Annotated in this window: 16 protein-coding genes and 1 pseudogene; 9 read left to right on the forward strand and 8 right to left on the reverse strand. The window is 62.3% G+C overall.

Going from position 1 to position 16,732, the window contains the following annotated elements; all coding sequences use genetic code 11:
* Nucleotides 1–16 precede the first annotated feature (16 nt).
* From RQ479_RS04575 to folE, 3 genes are all read right to left on the reverse strand, one after another.
* Nucleotides 17–988, reverse strand: a complete 972-nt coding sequence (locus tag RQ479_RS04575; protein WP_352466977.1) for a patatin family protein — start codon at nucleotides 986–988, stop codon at nucleotides 17–19.
* A gap of 84 nt (nucleotides 989–1,072) precedes the next feature.
* Nucleotides 1,073–1,543 (reverse strand): phosphoribosyl-AMP cyclohydrolase, encoded by a 471-nt coding sequence (hisI, locus tag RQ479_RS04580; RefSeq protein ID WP_376704253.1) that lies wholly within the window; start codon nucleotides 1,541–1,543, stop codon nucleotides 1,073–1,075.
* A 35-nt stretch (nucleotides 1,544–1,578) separates the two neighbouring features.
* A complete protein-coding gene (gene folE / locus RQ479_RS04585; protein ID WP_352466975.1) occupies nucleotides 1,579–2,214 on the reverse strand; it encodes a GTP cyclohydrolase I FolE in 636 nt (211 codons plus the stop codon).
* A gap of 240 nt (nucleotides 2,215–2,454) precedes the next feature.
* Here folE and RQ479_RS04590 point away from each other — a divergent pair, with 240 nt between their 5' ends.
* Nucleotides 2,455–2,901: an iron-sulfur cluster assembly scaffold protein gene (locus RQ479_RS04590; protein ID WP_352466974.1), complete on the forward strand. Its 447-nt coding sequence runs from the start codon at nucleotides 2,455–2,457 to the stop codon at nucleotides 2,899–2,901.
* Here the strand turns inward: RQ479_RS04590 and RQ479_RS04595 are convergent.
* Entirely contained in the window at nucleotides 2,898–3,812 is a 915-nt protein-coding gene (locus RQ479_RS04595) for a LysR substrate-binding domain-containing protein (protein ID WP_352466973.1), read from the reverse strand. The genes RQ479_RS04590 and RQ479_RS04595 overlap by 4 nt on opposite strands.
* 91 nt (nucleotides 3,813–3,903) lie before the next feature.
* Here RQ479_RS04595 and RQ479_RS04600 point away from each other — a divergent pair, with 91 nt between their 5' ends.
* From RQ479_RS04600 to RQ479_RS04620, 5 genes and pseudogenes are all read left to right on the forward strand, one after another.
* On the forward strand, nucleotides 3,904–4,071 hold the full coding sequence (locus tag RQ479_RS04600; RefSeq protein ID WP_352466972.1) for a hypothetical protein: 168 nt from the start codon (nucleotides 3,904–3,906) through the stop codon (nucleotides 4,069–4,071).
* A gap of 79 nt (nucleotides 4,072–4,150) precedes the next feature.
* Nucleotides 4,151–4,525, forward strand: a complete 375-nt coding sequence (gene yidD / locus RQ479_RS04605) for a membrane protein insertion efficiency factor YidD (RefSeq protein ID WP_352467044.1) — start codon at nucleotides 4,151–4,153, stop codon at nucleotides 4,523–4,525.
* A gap of 145 nt (nucleotides 4,526–4,670) precedes the next feature.
* On the forward strand, nucleotides 4,671–5,486 hold the full coding sequence (gene blaOXA, locus RQ479_RS04610) for a class D beta-lactamase (protein WP_376704254.1): 816 nt from the start codon (nucleotides 4,671–4,673) through the stop codon (nucleotides 5,484–5,486).
* A 167-nt stretch (nucleotides 5,487–5,653) separates the two neighbouring features.
* Nucleotides 5,654–7,627, forward strand: coding sequence for a threonine--tRNA ligase (gene thrS / locus RQ479_RS04615; RefSeq protein ID WP_376704255.1), 1,974 nt, complete (start codon nucleotides 5,654–5,656; stop codon nucleotides 7,625–7,627).
* Nucleotides 7,628–7,713: 86 nt separating this feature from the next.
* Nucleotides 7,714–8,651: pseudogene (locus RQ479_RS04620) on the forward strand (lysophospholipid acyltransferase family protein).
* Nucleotides 8,652–8,662: 11 nt separating this feature from the next.
* Here the strand turns inward: RQ479_RS04620 and RQ479_RS04625 are convergent.
* On the reverse strand, nucleotides 8,663–9,628 hold the full coding sequence (locus tag RQ479_RS04625; RefSeq protein WP_376704256.1) for a hypothetical protein: 966 nt from the start codon (nucleotides 9,626–9,628) through the stop codon (nucleotides 8,663–8,665).
* Nucleotides 9,629–9,784: 156 nt separating this feature from the next.
* Here RQ479_RS04625 and RQ479_RS04630 point away from each other — a divergent pair, with 156 nt between their 5' ends.
* Nucleotides 9,785–10,369 (forward strand): nitroreductase, encoded by a 585-nt coding sequence (locus tag RQ479_RS04630; RefSeq protein WP_376704257.1) that lies wholly within the window; start codon nucleotides 9,785–9,787, stop codon nucleotides 10,367–10,369.
* Between the two features lie 20 nt (nucleotides 10,370–10,389).
* On the opposite strand, the gene RQ479_RS04635 is transcribed toward RQ479_RS04630, so the two are convergent.
* Both RQ479_RS04635 and RQ479_RS04640 read right to left on the reverse strand, forming a co-directional pair.
* Entirely contained in the window at nucleotides 10,390–11,271 is an 882-nt protein-coding gene (locus tag RQ479_RS04635; protein ID WP_376704258.1) for an HpcH/HpaI aldolase/citrate lyase family protein, read from the reverse strand.
* Nucleotides 11,272–11,274: 3 nt separating this feature from the next.
* The gene (locus RQ479_RS04640) at nucleotides 11,275–11,724 is read right to left on the reverse strand and encodes a MaoC family dehydratase (RefSeq protein WP_376704259.1); all 450 of its coding nucleotides are present in this window, start codon (nucleotides 11,722–11,724) and stop codon (nucleotides 11,275–11,277) included.
* Between the two features lie 152 nt (nucleotides 11,725–11,876).
* Here RQ479_RS04640 and RQ479_RS04645 point away from each other — a divergent pair, with 152 nt between their 5' ends.
* Nucleotides 11,877–12,998 carry a DUF2336 domain-containing protein gene (locus RQ479_RS04645; RefSeq protein WP_376704260.1) on the forward strand — a complete coding sequence of 374 codons (1,122 nt, stop codon included), beginning with the start codon at nucleotides 11,877–11,879 and terminating at the stop codon, nucleotides 12,996–12,998.
* Nucleotides 12,999–13,166: 168 nt separating this feature from the next.
* Here the strand turns inward: RQ479_RS04645 and parE are convergent, their stop codons facing one another.
* Nucleotides 13,167–15,218, reverse strand: coding sequence for a DNA topoisomerase IV subunit B (gene parE / locus RQ479_RS04650; RefSeq protein WP_376704261.1), 2,052 nt, complete (start codon nucleotides 15,216–15,218; stop codon nucleotides 13,167–13,169).
* 274 nt (nucleotides 15,219–15,492) lie between these two features.
* Between parE and RQ479_RS04655 the strand changes: the two genes are divergently transcribed.
* Nucleotides 15,493–16,662 (forward strand): GGDEF domain-containing protein, encoded by a 1,170-nt coding sequence (locus RQ479_RS04655; RefSeq protein ID WP_376704262.1) that lies wholly within the window; start codon nucleotides 15,493–15,495, stop codon nucleotides 16,660–16,662.
* Nucleotides 16,663–16,732: the final 70 nt, after the last annotated feature.

Genomic DNA, 16,732 nt, shown 5'->3' on the forward strand with positions numbered 1-16,732 from the left:
TCGCTGACCGCTCTGCCTAAGCGAGGACGGTCTGCAGTCGGGTCAGATCGCCGATCTGCGCCATCGTTGCCTGGTAGCCGATACGGATCGCTTCGTCGGCGCGGTGGAATTCGGTCAGGCCGATATGGCTGAGCTTCGGCTGCAGCGATATGTCCGGCGGGTCACCGGCCAGCCTGGCGCGCGAAATGCGGTCCTGGATGATGTTGAAGGCTTCGACCATGACGCCGGTAATGCCGAGCCGCGTCTCGCGCGACTGGCGTTCGGGATCGGCGTGGCCGGCCCTCGGCGCGTCTTTCTCGATGACCAGCTCGCCGGCACTATGCTTGATCACCGCGGCGCGGCCGAACAGATCGTAGTGAAGGTTCACCGCAACCACGAGCGGCTGCTCGTAGGCACGGCAGACCGAGACCGGCACCGGATTGACCAGGGCGCCGTCAACCAGCACACGCCCATTGCAGGCGACCGGCTCGAACACGCCGGGCAGCGCGTAAGAGGCGCGCATGGCGGTGCTCAACGAGCCGCTCGACAGCCAGATCTCATGGCCGGTGCGGATTTCCGAAGCGACGCAGACGAATGGTTTTGGCAGGTCCTCGAAGCGGATGCCGGCTATGTGCTCGCGCAGCCGCGCATCGAGCTTCATGCCACCGAACAGGCCGCTGCCGCGTAGATTGAGGTCGAGAAGGCCAAAAATGCGCCGCCTGGTCAGGCTGCGCGCGAATTCTTCCAGCTCGTCGAGCTTGCCGGCAACATAGCAGCCGCCGACCAGCGCGCCGATCGAGGTGCCGGCGATCATCGACACTTCGATGCCGGCTTCGTCAAGCGCGCGCAGCACGCCGATATGCGCCCAGCCGCGCGCACAGCCGCCACCCAATGCCAGCGAAATCCCTGTTTTACCGGGGGATTTGGTTTCGGATGCGCCCGCGGCCGAGGAGAGGCCATTGGCCTCCCGAACGTCAGGTCTGTTGCGCAATGACGCCCAGTCGAGCATCACAATCTCCCTTGTCCCACGGTCATCCTACAGGCGGGCCGTATCGAAATCATGAATATACGTGGCTGAAGTGCTGCGAATGGTTCATATTGATGGTGTATTGGGCTTTCGATAGGTTTTTTCCGCATCGAACAGCGGCTTGCTGCCGTCGCTGGCAAGCGTTCCTTTGCCATCGCTCAGCCCCACCGTCCGATAAAAGCATGAACGTCGGCCGGTGTGACAAGTTGCTTCGTGACCCAGCACTTTGACGCGCAACCATATCGCGTCCTGGTCACAATCCGTGAGCATCTCGACGACATGCTGGACATTGCCCGAGGTTTCGCCCTTCTTCCACAGCGCGTTGCGCGAACGCGACCAGTAGTGCGCGATGCCGGTCTCGAGCGTTAGCGCCAGCGCCTCGGCATTCATATGCGCGACCATCAGCAGCATGCCGTCTTCGGCATCGGTGACCACGACAGTGACGAGGCCGGCAGCATCGAAGCGCGGTGACAGGACCGCGCCTTCCTCGAGTGCCTTCTTGTCTTTTGGAGCTTTCGGGAATTCCAATGCCGACATTCGCCGGTCCTTATCTAGCGAAGCCGGCAGGCCGATCAGATCCTGCCGCCGCGCACCATGGTAACGAAGCGGACCTGCTCTTCGGGTGTGTCCTTGAAGACGCCGGTGAAGGTTGAGGTCAGCGTGGTCGAGCCCTGCTTGCGGATGCCGCGCATGGCCATGCACATATGCTCCGCCTCAAGCATAACGGCCACGCCGCGTGGATTGAGCACGTCCTGGATGACGCCGGCAATCTGCGCGGTCATCGCTTCCTGGGTCTGCAGGCGATGGGCGAAGATGTCGACGACGCGGGCTATCTTGGACAGGCCGACAACCTTGCCGTCAGGCAGATAGCCGACATGCGCCTTGCCGATGATCGGCACCATGTGATGCTCGCAATGCGAGTGGAAGGATATGTCCTTGACGAGGACGAGATCGTCATAGCCGGCGACTTCCTCGAACGTGCGGCCAAGTTCCTCGGCTGGGCACATATCATAGCCGTTGAACATTTCGCTGAACGCCTTGGTGACGCGCTTCGGCGTGTCGATCAGGCCCTCGCGGTCAGGGTTGTCGCCGGTCCAGCGCAACAAGGTGCGCACAGCGGCTTCGACTTCGGCCTCGCTCGGCCGGTCGGTGACCGGCTTTTCCATATAGGCAGACCGCGGCATGAGTTTCTTGATAACGGCGTCCATAAAGGCGTCTCCCGTAGTTCCTCTCTCAGGAGGAACGAGTTGAACGGACCACGACCTTTCGGGTGTCAGAAACTCGCCCGGTTTCCAGCCCGTAAGTGGCGTGAACAGAATTGGGTATGACGAGGTTTGTGGTCGCCTTGTCGATACCCGACTATCGCCATTATATATGTTCGTGCCGAGCGAAAGGAAGACGCCAGAGCGGCAATGACTGTTCGCTGGGCGGCGACGGATTGGAAAAATATGATCGACGATGTTTACAATGCGAAAATTCTGGGTTTTGCCGGAAACATCGCACGGATCGGCCGGCTCGAGCGGCCCGACGCAACCGCACGAGCACATTCCAAGCTGTGCGGCTCGACGGTGACCGTCGATCTGAAGATGGATGATGGCGTTGTCAGCGATTTCGCGCATGACGTGAAGGCCTGTGCGCTTGGCCAGGCGTCGTCTTCGATCATGGCGCAGCATGTCGTCGGCGCCAGCGCCGAAGAATTGCGCAGCGTGCGCGAGACGATGCTGAAGATGCTGAAGGAAAATGGCCCGCCGCCCGAAGGCCGCTTCGCCGACCTGAAATACCTGGAACCGGTGCGCGACTACAAGGCGCGCCACGCCTCGACCATGCTGACCTTCGACGCAGTGGTCGATGCCGTCGGCCAGATCGAAAAGAAGCGGGCGGAAGAGGCGGCCTAGATCTCGGCAAGGAAACGCCGGCTTTCGGCGAATTCCGCCCGGACCCAGTCGGCAAAAGCCGTGGCCGGCTCGGAAAGGTCATTCAGCCTTCTGGCCACTAGCCAATAGGCGCCGGACGCGACGTCGATGTCGAAAGGCTTGATCAGCGCGCCGGATGCAAGTTCTTCGCCGATCTGCAAAAGATCGCCCAGTGCGACGCCATGTCCAAGCAAGGCTGCCTGCTTCGAAAGCGAAGCATCCGCGAGCATCGGGCCGCGCGCAGGCACGGCTTCAGCCGTCACGCCGGCCGCTTCGAACCAGCGCGCCCAAGCCTGACGGTTTTCTTCGTGCAGCAATGTATAGCGACCAAGGTCGATCGGCTTTTCCAGAACTGGGCCGGATGCAAGAAGTGCCGGCGATAGAACTGGTGAATCGACGACCGCGGCAAGCTGTTCGGCTTCGCTGCGTGGCCATGAGGTGGCATGCGCACTGAAGCGTAGGGCAAGTTCGGGCTGATCGCTGCGAAACTCTATCAGCCTCGGGTCGACCTCAAGGGAAACGTCGATATCGGGTCGCAACTCGCGAAACCGGTTGAGCCGCGGCACCAGCCATACGGATGCAAGCGACGGCTCGACGCTGACACGGACCACGGACTGCGTCGGGGCCGCCGTCAATTCCGAAAGCAGCCTGTCGATCCCCTCGAAACTTCTGACCAACTGGTCGAGCAGCCGCCGGCCGGTGTCGGTCAACTCGACGCGGCGATGATGGCGGAAGAACAAAGGTTGGCGCAGGAAGGTTTCGAGCTCGCGGATCTGGCGGCTGATCGCTGCCTGCGAAACGTAAAGCTCCTCGGCCGCACGGCTGAAGCTCAGGTGACGACCGGCTGCTTCGAAGCTTCTAAGAGCCGTCAAGGGGAGGTGTCCGCGCTTCATTCGCATAACTCAGAGTTATCTGACGTGCACGTTATACTCGTTTGAAGATCAAGGCCAGCGGCGCTCTAATCGGTGCTCAAGGAGTGCTGCCATGATCCAGTTTCTCAACATTCTGGGCGATGTCGTGCGGATCGCGACGTTTCAATGGCACGACGAGAAACCGCATAGGGATTGGTACGAGGAGAGGCCGCCGACCAGTGTCGCCGTATGCCGGAAGCCGGCGCCCGACCGCTACCCGGTTCGCCGTACCAGGCCATGACGGGATTGCCGGAACGCCATTGCGTTCCCAGTCCGATGCGCACATCTATCGTGTGGGAAAATGCGATGTGGAGACTGCGGTGGTTGACCAACATCGGCATGCGCACGGCGCCAGGCCGATTCGACAAGGACGCAACTGGCCCGGCCCGTGGCGCAAGACGCCGGGCCGCGTCTTCGGCACGTCGCTTGTCCGGCTCTACCAGCTGACGCTGTCCGGCTTCGTCGGCAATTCCTGCCGGCATCTGCCGACCTGTTCCGAATACGCGCACGAAGCGATCGCCCGCCACGGGCTGTGGGCCGGCGGCTGGATGGGGTTTTTCCGGGTGCTGCGCTGCGGACCGTTCGGAACGCACGGCATCGACCGCGTGCCGGAGATCTTGGCTGATCGTTACCGTTGGTTCACGCCATGGCAGTACTGGCGGATCGGGAAAAAACGCAGCGACCTGGACAGCTGACCGCAACTGTTCAGTGCACAACCGGACCGCTTTTACGATCTGGTAGGGTTAACCGCAGCTTGCGCGGACATCGCGCATTTGAGACAAAATCGAGACAAGACGCCTCGCTAAGCCGCTCCTGACACCCTTCAGGAGAGGTTACCAAATGCGCCGGATAGATCGTCTTCCCTTCGTTTTCGCCGTGGTTCTCTATGTCCTGGCGTGGCTGTTGGGTTTTCCGATCCGTGCGCAGTCGGCGCCGCTCGCGGACGTCGAATGCACCCTGATCGTCGACGCCGCAAGCGGCGAGACGCTGTATCGGCAAGGGAGCTGCGACCAGCGCTTCAGTCCCGCCTCGACATTCAAGGTTCCGCTGGCGCTGATCGGCTATGATGCCGGAATCCTGAGCGACGAGCACACGCCAAGCTGGGAGTACAAGGCAGAGTTCAATGCGCCGAAACGGGACCGCAAGACCGTCGACCCGACGATCTGGGAAAGGGATTCGGTCCTTTGGTTCTCACGCGAGGTTACGCGCCGGCTCGGCAGCAAACAGTTTGCCGGCTATGTGTCGAGATTGGACTATGGCAACACCGACGTCTCCGGCACTGCCGGCAGGAATGACGGACTCACCCATTCCTGGGTGAACTCTTCGCTCGAGATATCGCCGATCGAGCAGGTCGATTTCCTGCGCAAGCTGCTGGCGCGGAAACTGCCGGTCTCGGACAAGGCGCATGCGATGACCAGCGCGATTGTTCCGACCTTCCGGACCGGCGGCTGGACGGTGCAGGGCAAGACCGGAACGACCAGGCTTGGCGACAGCGCCGACAAGCGCTCGCTTGGCTGGTTTGTCGGCTGGGCGCAGACGGATGCTCGCAAGATCGTCTTTGCCCGCCTGGTAGTCGATACGAAACGTTCCGACACGCCAAAGGGACTCAAAACGCGGGCGATGTTCCTGAAAGAGCTGCCGAATCTCGTCAGGTGACCTACATCCGGCTTTACGGCGCCGAAAACTGCCCATAAAAGACCGCTCGCCGCCGGACGCATCCGGCTCTTACTGATGCATGTCGTAGCCCCAAAACCGCTACGCAGTCTTGGGCGCCATGCATTTCACCACCCGCGCTCGTTTGCGGGACTGGATAGGAGAATTTTATGCTGAATTCCGTTTCCCTGACATTTCCAGATGGCTCCGTCCGCGACTACGACGCGGCGATGACCGGCGCCGGCCTGGCGGAATCGATCTCGAAGTCGCTGGCCAAGAAGGCCGTTGCCTATTCGATCGACGGCACGTTGCGCGACCTTTCCGACCCGATCGGCAAATCGGGCAAGCTCGAAATCATTACCCGCGAGGATCCGCGCGCGCTGGAGCTCATCCGCCACGATGCGGCGCATGTGCTGGCCGAAGCCGTGCAGGAACTTTGGCCGGGAACGCAAGTGACCATCGGGCCGGTGATCGAAAACGGATTCTACTACGATTTTGCCCGCAACGAGCCATTCACGCCCGACGATTTCCCGGTGATCGAGAAGAAAATGCGCGAGATCATTGCGCGCAACAAGCCGTTCACCAAAGAGGTGTGGTCGCGTGATAAGGCGAAAAAGATCTTTGCCGACAAGGGCGAGCGCTACAAGCTCGAGCTGATCGACGCCATCGCCGAGGATCAGGACCTCAAGATCTATGCACAGGGCGACTGGTTCGACCTTTGCCGCGGCCCGCATATGGCCTCGACCGGCCAGATCGGCAACGCCTTCAAGCTGATGAAGGTCGCCGGCGCCTATTGGCGCGGCGATAGCAACAATCCGATGCTGACGCGCATCTACGGCACGGCCTGGGCCGATCAGGCGCAGCTCGAGGCCTACCAGACGATGCTGGAGGAGGCCGAGAAGCGCGACCACAGGAAGCTCGGCCGTGAGATGGACCTGTTCCACTTCCAGGAGGAAGGCCCCGGGGTCGTGTTCTGGCACGCCAAGGGCTGGAGGATGTTCCAGAACCTAGTGAATTACATGCGTCGCCGCCTCGACGAGCAGGGCTATCAGGAAGTCAACGCGCCGCAGGTGCTCGACAAGAGCCTGTGGGAGACGTCAGGCCACTGGGGCTGGTACCGGGACAACATGTTCAAGGTGACGGTTGCTGGCGACGACACCGACGACGACCGGGTGTTTGCGCTGAAGCCGATGAACTGCCCCGGCCACGTCCAAATCTTCAAGCACGGGCTGAAGTCCTACCGCGATCTGCCGGTAAAACTTGCGGAATTCGGCAATGTGCATCGCTATGAGCCGTCCGGCGCGCTGCACGGGCTGATGCGCGTGCGCGGCTTTACCCAGGACGATGCCCACATCTTCTGCACCGAGGAACAACTCGCCGACGAATGCATCAAGATCAACGACCTGATCCTGTCGACCTATGCCGATTTCGGCTTCGACGAAATCACCGTCAAGCTGGCGACCCGCCCTGAAAAACGGGTCGGCACCGACGCGATGTGGGATCATGCCGAGGGCGTGCTGCAGGACGTGCTCGACAAGATCGCGGCGCGGTCGGGCAACCGGATCAAGACGGGCGTCAATCCGGGCGAGGGCACGTTCTACGGGCCGAAGTTCGAATATGTGCTGAAGGACGCCATAGGCCGCGACTGGCAATGCGGCACGACGCAGGTTGATTTCAACCTGCCGGAACGGTTCGGCGCCTTTTACATCGGCTCGGATTCGGAAAAGAAGCAGCCGGTGATGGTGCATCGCGCCATCTGCGGCTCGATGGAGCGGTTTCTCGGCATCCTGATCGAGAATTATTCCGGCCATTTCCCGCTCTGGTTCGCACCGCTGCAGGTGGTGGTGGCGACGATCACTTCCGATGCCGACGATTACGCGCGAAAGGTCGTCGCGCAATTGAAAGCGGCCGGGCTGATCGCCGAAGCTGACCTGCGCAACGAGAAGATCAACTACAAGGTCCGCGAGCATTCGCTTGCCAAGGTCCCGGTCATCCTCGTTTGTGGCAAGCGCGAGGCCGAGGAGGAAACGGTCAATGTCCGCCGTCTCGGGTCGCGCGACCAGGAATCGCTCGGCCTCGCAGCTGCCGTGAAGCTGCTTGCCAACGAGGCGGTAACGCCTGACCGCAAGCGCCGCGCAGCCTGAACCAGCCGACCAGCAATGAAAATGGCGGTGGAGCGATCCACCGCCATTTTTCATATGCCTGTCACGCCAATTGTGTAGCGAGCCCCATGCTCAAGCTGAAGATGCGCGAAAGACCATTTCCAGAGCTCTCCTATGCCGGTCCGCATCAGCCGGCGCTGACGCGCTGGTTCATCCATTCGGTCGAAGGCCTGTCAGGACGTGATCGTTTCGCGGCACTCTATGATTTCTGGCGCCGGCACGTGGTGCCGAACGGCGAGCGCGTGTTCAGCCGCATGCTGGAATTGATCGACGTCCGGGTGCGGACCGCCGGTCAATGGCTGCCGGCAAACTGCCCGAGACGCCGCTGGTGATTGTTGCCAACCATCCGTTCGGAATTGGCGATGGTATTGCCGTGCTGTCGTTGGCGGAGCAGCTCGGCCGCCCGTTCCGCGTAATGATCCATAAGGATCTGCTCAAGATCCGCGAGATGGAACCCTATTCGCTGCCGATCGACTTTTCCGAGACCAAGGACGCGCTGAAGAACAACATGGCAGTGCGTCACGAGGCAGTTAAGCTGCTCAAGCAGGGCGTCACAATCGTTGTCTTCCCGGCCGGCGGCGTGGCTACCGCGCCGAAGGGATTTGGCCGGGCGCGCGATCTGCCGTGGAAGATGTTTCCGGCCCGTCTCGTTCAGGATGCCAAGGCATCGGTCATCCCGATGCATTTTTCCGGGCAGAACGGGCGGCTGTTCCATCTGGTCAGCGGGCCGATGAACATGGCCGAGCGCGACGGGCGTGTCGCGAAATTCGTCGGCAAGGCCTCGCTGACCCTGCGCACATCGTTGCTCATCCGCGAATTTGCGCGGCTATCCGGCAAATCGATCGACGTGCGCGTGGGCGATGCGCTGGGGTGGGACCAACTGGAGCCGCTGCGCGACCGCAAGGCCTTGCTCGACCGCCTTCAGCGTGGCGTCTTCGACCTGGCGCCGGTCGAGGCGCGTGGCCGCGTGCCGTTGCTGGCGCGACGCATGCGCAAGGCAGCTTAGAGAGGCAGGGCTTAGTCGGCGCCTTCCTCGGAATCGATGGCGGAAGCCTCGGTGGCTAGGACCTCGATGTCCTGGTTGTGCCCAGCCACCACCGTAAAATCCTTTTGGTAGATGCGGTCGCGGTTCTTGGCGATGATGGTGTAGTCGCCCTCGGCCAGCACCATCGAGGCAAAGGCGCCGACGGTTTCCTTGATCGGATCGCCGGACTCGTTCAGCAGCGACCAGGAGGTGTCGGCGATCGCCTCGCCGCCCGGTTCGCGCACCAGCTTCATGGTCAACTCGGCGGCCCGGTGCTCGACGGTCGCTTCGGTCAGCTTGCCGGCCTCGACGCGGATGTCGGAGCGGATGACCGCGTTCACCGCGCCATAGGTCGACACGACGTGGTAGGTGCCGGCATTGAGCCGCACGACGCTGTTCGGCTCGACATCAGGTATGATCAGGGCGCGATCGCCGTCGGCCGCGGCGTGGCTCTCATAGATCGAGAAGCGCAGCTTCTTCGGCGGTATGCGTACCCCGCCGGACAGCACGGCATCAAGCTTGAGGCCGCCTGCATCGAGCACGAGGCTCTCGCGCTTGGCTTCCTTGCCGACGGTGATGCGCTTGGTGGCGCCGGCCCGCCCGTAGGAGGCGTGGACCAGATACGAACCCGGCTCGAGCTGGAATACGGCGGTGCCGCCATGAGCGGAGGCGACCATCGGCAGCTTGCCGTCGCTGGCCGATTCGGGCTTGAAGACGCGCCAGACGATGCCGCGCGTGATGTCGGCGCCCTTGTCGGTCAATTGCGCCGACAGCGTGATTGCCCCGCTGCTCCCCAACGCCAGCGATGTCTCGCTTTTCGGAGGCGCATAGCCCGAAATTCCGGGAAGTTTCAGCTCGCCGAGGCCGTCCACATCCTGGGCGACGGCGAGCGAAACCGGCACCATCAACAGTGCGGCAGCGAGCCATATCAGGAAAAGACGCAATGTCCCCTCAAACATGCCTTGCGTTGAAGCCCAAGGCGGTGGCAATTTCAAGGCTTAAGAGTCCGGTCGGCTTCTGCTACAGGGCTCTTTGTCCGGCGCGCCGCGCCAATGCCCAAGCCGCCCGATGTCTCGATGGTGCGCTTCAGCTCAAATTCCAGGAGACTTGCGCCCATGGCGTCGCCGATCATCGATCTTCTGCTGACCCGAAATTCCGCGCCGATCCCGGATTTGAAAGAACCGGCGCCGAGCGATACGGAGATCGCGACGATGATCGCCGCCGCCTCGCGGGTGCCGGACCATGGCCGGCTGGAGCCTTGGCGTTTCATCCTTTATCGCGGCGAGGCTCGCATCGAGATCGGCAAGAAGCTGGCAGAACTTGCCGAACAGCGCGAAGGGCCGCTGCCGGAAGGCCGGCGCAACCAGGAATTGGCGCGCTTTTCGCGGGCCCCGCTGGTCATCGGCGTGATCTCGATCCCCAGGGAAAATCCAAAGATCCCGCAATGGGAGATGTTCCTGTCCGGCGGCATGGCGGCGATGAACCTGATGCTTGCCGCCAATGCGCTGGGCTACGGCACCAACATGATCAGTAACTGGTATTCCGACGTGCCCGAGGGCAGGGCGATCCTCGGCCTGGCGCCACATGAACGGGTCGTCGGTTTTCTCCATATCGGCTCCTACCAGGGGCCGGCACCGGAGCGGCCACGCCCCGATCCGGCAAAGCTCTATGCCGATTATTCGGGGCCGTGGGTGGGATAGTTTTCGACGCGGCACAGACGCTAAGGGTCAAGCCCGGCGGCGCTGGCTCGGGCCAGGAGCCGTTCGGCGAGCTTGAGATGCGGCCGGTCGTACATCTTGCCGTCGATGCCGACGACGCCGGGGTTTCCCGCCGCCTTGAACGCCTCGACGATCGCCAGGGCACTTTTCACCGCTTGCGCCGAAGGGGTGAAGGCGGCGTTGATGACCGGCACCTGCGCCGGATGGATCGCCAGCTTGCCGGTGAAACCGTCGCGCTCGGCCTCGGCGCATTCGGCCTCGAAACCGGCCATGTTGCGAAAATCCGGAAAGACGGTGTCGATTGCGGCGACTTCCGCGGCACTTGCGGCGAGGATGGTCATGGTGCGGGCGAAGCGGAATACATCCGTGTAGCGGCCGTTCTCGTCGCGCGTCGCGCGCGCGCCGATTGCCGCCGACAAATCCTCCGCGCCCCAGGTGACGCCGACAAGCCGCGCGCCTGCCTTGGTGTAGGTCGCGGTGGCCAGAACGCCGGCGGCGGTTTCTGTGATGATCGGCAGGATCCTGATAGCTCCATCCGGCAGGCCGCTTTCAGCTTCGTGCACCCTGAGCTTGGCCGAGAGATGCTGGACATCCAGTCCGCTGTTCGACTTAGGAAGCATGATGCCGTCTGGTTTTGCTGGCACGAGCGCCGCCAGATCGTCGTCGGTCAGTCCGGTCGAAAGGTCATTGACGCGCACATAAATCACGGAGTTGGTTCGGTGCCTGTGCCCGGCGATGAAACGCGCCGCAATGTCGCGCGCCAGACCCTTGTTCTGCGCGGCAATCGAATCCTCGAGATCGACGATGACCACGTCGGCGCCCACGCCAAAGGCCTTCTCCAGCTTCTTTTCCGAATCGCCGGGAACGAAGAGCAGGGAACGCATCGGCTATGCCTTTTTCATCATCATCGCTTGCCTCGTGCATTTGGCAACCAGGACGTCGTTCTGGTTATAGGCGCGATGCTCGAACTCGACGACGCCGCGGTCCGGCTTCGACCTGGATTCGCGCACCGAGACGACAGTGGTCTCGACGCGAATGGTGTCGCCATGGAAGACGGGGTGCGGAAACACCGTCTCCTTCATGCCGAGATTGGCGATGGTGGTGCCGACGGTGATGTCGTTGACCGAGATGCCGATCATCAGGCCCAGCGTGAACAGCGAATTGACGAGGGGCTTGCCCCATTCGCTCTTGGCGGCGAAGTCGAAATCGATGTGCAGCGGCTGCGGGTTCAGCGTCATCACCGAAAACAGCATGTTGTCGCTTTCGGTCACGGTCTTGCGCAGCGTGTGCTTGAACGCATGGCCGACAACGAACTCCTCAAGGTAAAGTCCGGCCATTGTCGATCTCCTCCGCTGCTTAAGGGTTGATAGGCGTTGCATACCGGGCTCGCAAGCCAGTTAACGAACATGGTGAACCGTTCGTAAACCATTTGTGCCTACGGTCTCGACAGGGGCCAGAAGCGTTCTGGCAAAGGGCGTAAGCAGGCGACATGGTCGTTTCGCATTTCCTGAAATGGATCCACACGGCGAAGGTGTCGGAGCGCGCTGCGGCGGCAAGCGCGCTGGCTCGCGCCTATGTCGACTCGGACCTGCCTTTCGAGGACCGCTGCGCTGCCGAGGCTGCGCTGACGTTGCTGCTCGATGACGCATCGTCGAAGGTGCGACTGGCGATCGCCGACGCGCTTTCCATGAGCCATCATGCGCCGCCGCAGATCGTCAGCGCGCTGGCCTCGGACCAGCCGGAAGTCGCGGCCTTGGTGCTGGCGCGGTCGCCGCTGCTTACCGATGGCGACCTGATCGATCGGGTTGCCGGCGGCCAGAAGGCGACGCAGAGGGTGATCGCCGACCGGCCGCGCGTGTCGATGTCGGTTGCGGCGGCGATCGCCGAGATCGGCGAGCCGGAAGCCTGCGTCACGCTGCTCGCCAACAGCGGCGCCGATATCGCATCCATCAGCTTTCGCCGCATGGCGGAGCGGCACGGCCATCTGCCGATGGTGCGCGAGGCGCTGATTGCCGACGTGCGCCTGCCCGCCGATTGCCGGCATTTGCTGCTGGTCAAAGTGGGCGAGACGCTCAAGGGCTCGCCGCTGGTGCTGGCGCTGATGGGCGCCGCCAGGGCCGAGCGCGTCACGCGCGATGCCTGCATCAAAGCTTCGGTGACATTGATCGAAGGCACGCATGCCGAGGAACATACCGCACTCGTCGAACATCTGCGCCTGCGCGGCGACCTGACCGCAAGCTTCGTCATCCGCACCATCGCGCACGGCAAAGTCGATTTCTTTGGCTCGGCGCTGGTCGCGCTCAGCCAGCAGTCCGAGCAACGGGTGAGGGCACTGCTGGCCGGCGGGCATGACATAGCGTTGCAGGCACTGTTCCTCAGCGCCGGGCTTGCCGCCGCCACCCACGCCATCATCCTGCGCGCGCTGAAGGTCTGGCGCGAGGTCGCCAATGGCAAACGCCTCGCCGGCGTCCAGGAAGTCAGCTGGCTGATGCTGAAGGAATTGGGAGGGCAGTCCGCCGAAGGCGATCTCGCCGGGCTGGTCAAATCGATCCATCTCGACACGCTGCGCGAAAACGCACGCGGGCACGCGCTGGCCATCGCCGCTGCCTAAAGCAATTCCAGAAAAAGTCTGAAACGGTTTTCCATCCGGAATTGCGTCAAAACAAAAAGGTAGAGCGGTTCGGCGTTTCCGTGAAACGCTGAACCGTTTAGGCTCGTCCTTCGCGAAAATATCCGGATAGTAACAACCGCCGTCTGTGGCTCGCCGGGCAGAAGACGTTCAGATATCCAGCACTTCCGTCTCGGCGAATTCCGCGCGTTCCTGGATGAAGCGGAAGCGGGCCTCGGGCTTGGTGCCCATCAGTGCGTCGACAGCATCCTTGGTCGCCGCCTCGGCGTCGATCACATCGACCCGCAGCAGCGTGCGCTTTCTCGGGTCCATGGTGGTTTCCTTGAGCTGGGCAGCCATCATTTCGCCCAGCCCCTTGAAGCGGCCGATTTCGACCTTGCCGCGCCCGGTGAATTCGGTGCGCAGGAGTTCGTCCTTGTGCGCATCGTTGCGGGCATAAGCGACCTTGCCGCCTTGCCGGATCGAATACAGCGGCGGCACCGCCAGATAGAGATGGCCGCCGCGGACCAGGCTTGGCATCTCCTGGTAGAAAAAGGTGATCAGCAGCGAGGCGATATGGGCGCCGTCGACGTCGGCATCGGTCATGATGATGACCCGGTCGTAACGCAGGTCCTCGTCGCGATATCTCGAGCGCGTGCCGCAGCCAAGCGCCTGGATGAGGTCGGATATCTGCTGGTTGGCGGCAAGCTTGTCGTTGCCGGCGCTGGCGACGTTGAGGATCTTGCCGCGCAGGGGCAGCACCGCCTGGCTGGCGCGGTCGCGCGCCTGCTTCGCCGAGCCACCGGCCGAATCGCCCTCGACGATGAAAAGTTCGGCACCGGCGGCGGCATTCTGCGTGCAGTCGGCGAGCTTGCCGGGCAGGCGCAGCTTGCGCACAGCACTCTTGCGCGACACTTCCTTTTCCTGGCGGCGGCGCACCCGCTCGTCGGCGCGCGCGATCACCCATTCGAGCAGTTTCGAAGCTTCCTGCGGATTGTCGGCCAGCCAGTGGTCGAACGGGTCGCGGATGGCGCTTTCGACGATGCGGATCGCCTCGATCGTCGCCAGCCTGTCCTTGGTCTGGCCGACGAATTCCGGTTCGCGGATGAACACCGACAGCATGCCCGCCGCCGAGATCATCACATCCTCGGACGTGACGATCGAGGCGCGCTTGTTGCCGACCAGATCGGCATAGGCACGCAAGCCGCGCGTCAGAACGTTGCGGAACCCGGCCTCATGCGTGCCGCCCTCCGCGGTCGGGATGGTGTTGCAATAGGAATTGATAAAACCGTCGCCGCCGAACCAGGTCACCGCCCATTCGAGCGAACCGTGGCCGCCCTGCTTCTCGCTCTTGCCGGCGAACATTTCACGGGTCACCTGGAATTCGTCGCCGAGCGAGGCTTTCAAATAGTCCTTGAGGCCGCCCGGAAAATGGAATTCTGCCTTGGCCGGCGTCGTGTCCTTTTCCTTGATCAGCGAGGGATCGCAGGTCCAGCGGATTTCGACACCGCCGAACAGATAGGCCTTTGACCGCGCCATGCGGTAGAGCCGCGCCGGCTCAAAAGCCGCGCCCTTGCCGAAAATCTGCTCGTCTGGATGGAAGCGGATCTTCGTGCCGCGCCGGTTGTGCACCTCGCCGACCTGCTCCAGGCCGGTCACAGGAATGCCGCGCGAGAACTTTTGCCGATAAAGTTTCCTTCCCAGCGCCACCTCGACCTCGAGATGGTCGGACAGCGCGTTGACGACGGAAACGCCGACACCGTGCAGGCCGCCGGACGTTTCGTAAACCTTACTGTCGAACTTGCCGCCTGAATGCAGCGTCGTCATGATGAGTTCGAGCGCCGGCTTCTTGAATTTCGGGTGCGGATCGACCGGGATGCCGCGGCCATTGTCGGTAACGGACAGGTATCCGTCGGCGGAAAGTTCGACATCGATGAAGGTCGCATGGCCGGCGACCGCCTCGTCCATCGAATTGTCGATGACCTCGGCAAACAGATGGTGCATCGCCTTGTCGTCGGTGCCGCCAATGTACATGCCCGGGCGGCGGCGCACCGGCTCCAGGCCCTCCAGCACCTCGATGTCGGCGGCACTGTAGCTCTCGCTGGCGTCACGGGCCGCCGGCCGCTTCGCCGCCTGCACCAGCGGGTCGGCTGGGCGCGCGGCGGCGCGAACCGGTTGCGGCTGCTTACCCAAATTGGCAAAAAGATCGTTGTTGTCGTCCATGCTGGTTCTGGATTCCGATGCTGCGAATCACCACCCGATACTGCCACGCTTTTCGCGGGCAGGCGACGGAGGTTCCTGTTACGTTCGAGGATAGAGCCTCTTACTGCAAAACCATTCGACAACCAAGCGGCGGAAATGGGGTCGAAGCCTGGAGCATCGACGTTTTGTAAACCCTGTCCGAAGGTTACGCCGGAAGATTGGCTGAAAAAACGGTATTTGCGGACTGTCGCTGACCTAGAATGCAGCGGAACCCTCAAGAGGCTGTCGCTTAAACATGTTGGATTACAGTTCGCTCCTGCTCGCGGCGGCGCTGTCGGGCACGTGCCTTAGCATCACCATGTTTGCGATCTGGTTCACCGCGCCACAGGCACGCTTTGTGCTGACGGTGGCGTGCGGCATTCTCGTGCTCGTCGCACATGTGGTGTTGTTTTGGCATTACACCAGGGTTCCAAGCGCCTGGCTTTGCCAGATCGTGCTTGTGCTTCTCAGCCTCGGCTTCCTGATTATCTGCCTTTCGGCCATGCAATATCTCAGCATAGGCGACTACAGGCGAGCCATCTTGCCGACCTTGGTTGCGATGGCTGTTTGCGCGGGCGCGACGTATCTCGGGTTTGATGGTGTCGGCTTTATTGTCACCTACGCGACGGTAACTGCGCTGCTCTCGCTCATCGGGGCGATGTTCTGGATTGAGGGTGGTCACGATCGCCGGATATTGCTGGTCGTCTCGTTCCTGAGCGGCGTCTGTGCGCTGTCGTTCGGACTTTGCGGCGCGGTCCTGCTGGTCAAGGGCCAATGGGTGCTCGGTGTAGCACCGGACAATTGGGCCGAGCGGGTGAATTCCGTCGTGGCCGTCGCCTGCATGACCGGGCTCGGCGCATTGACGCTCTCCCTGCACCATTTGCAGGCGCAGATCGAACTTAAGGCCGAGACGATGACCGATCCATTGACCGGGCTGATGAATCGGCGGGCGTTGACGGCACTCTACGGCGAGCGGGTCTTCGGTCCGTTCATGTCCGTCGCCATGTTCGATCTCGACCATTTCAAGAGGACGAACGACGTATTCGGTCACCCGGTCGGCGACCAGGTCCTGCGCCGCTTCGCAGGGGTCATCAGGAAATACGCCCGGACCGGCGTCGACGCCTTCCGACTGGGCGGCGAGGAATTCGTCCTCGTCATGTCGCGGATGACGGAAGAGAAGGCCTATGATGTTGCGAGCAAGATCAGCGTCGCCTTCGGCACGGAAGTCGTGGCCACCCAACTTGGTCCGTTGCGAAGCACAGTCAGCGGCGGCATCGGCTTTGGCGGAACAAGCGGCACCGGTCTCGACGATGTGCTGGCCGAAGCCGACGCAGCACTCTATGCGGCAAAGCGCGCCGGGCGAAATCGCGTCGTCGCCCGAGACCGGGCGAGCAAGGCCGACGGGCCGGCCTTGCGTTCTGCCTGATTGAGGCTTCTATCTTCTTGTTAGACCATGATCTTGTCCGAAAACCGGATTCCACTTTTCGGGATCATGA

Source organism: Mesorhizobium sp. ISC25 (assembly GCF_042295465.1).
In the GTDB taxonomy this organism is placed as follows: domain Bacteria; phylum Pseudomonadota; class Alphaproteobacteria; order Rhizobiales; family Rhizobiaceae; genus Mesorhizobium.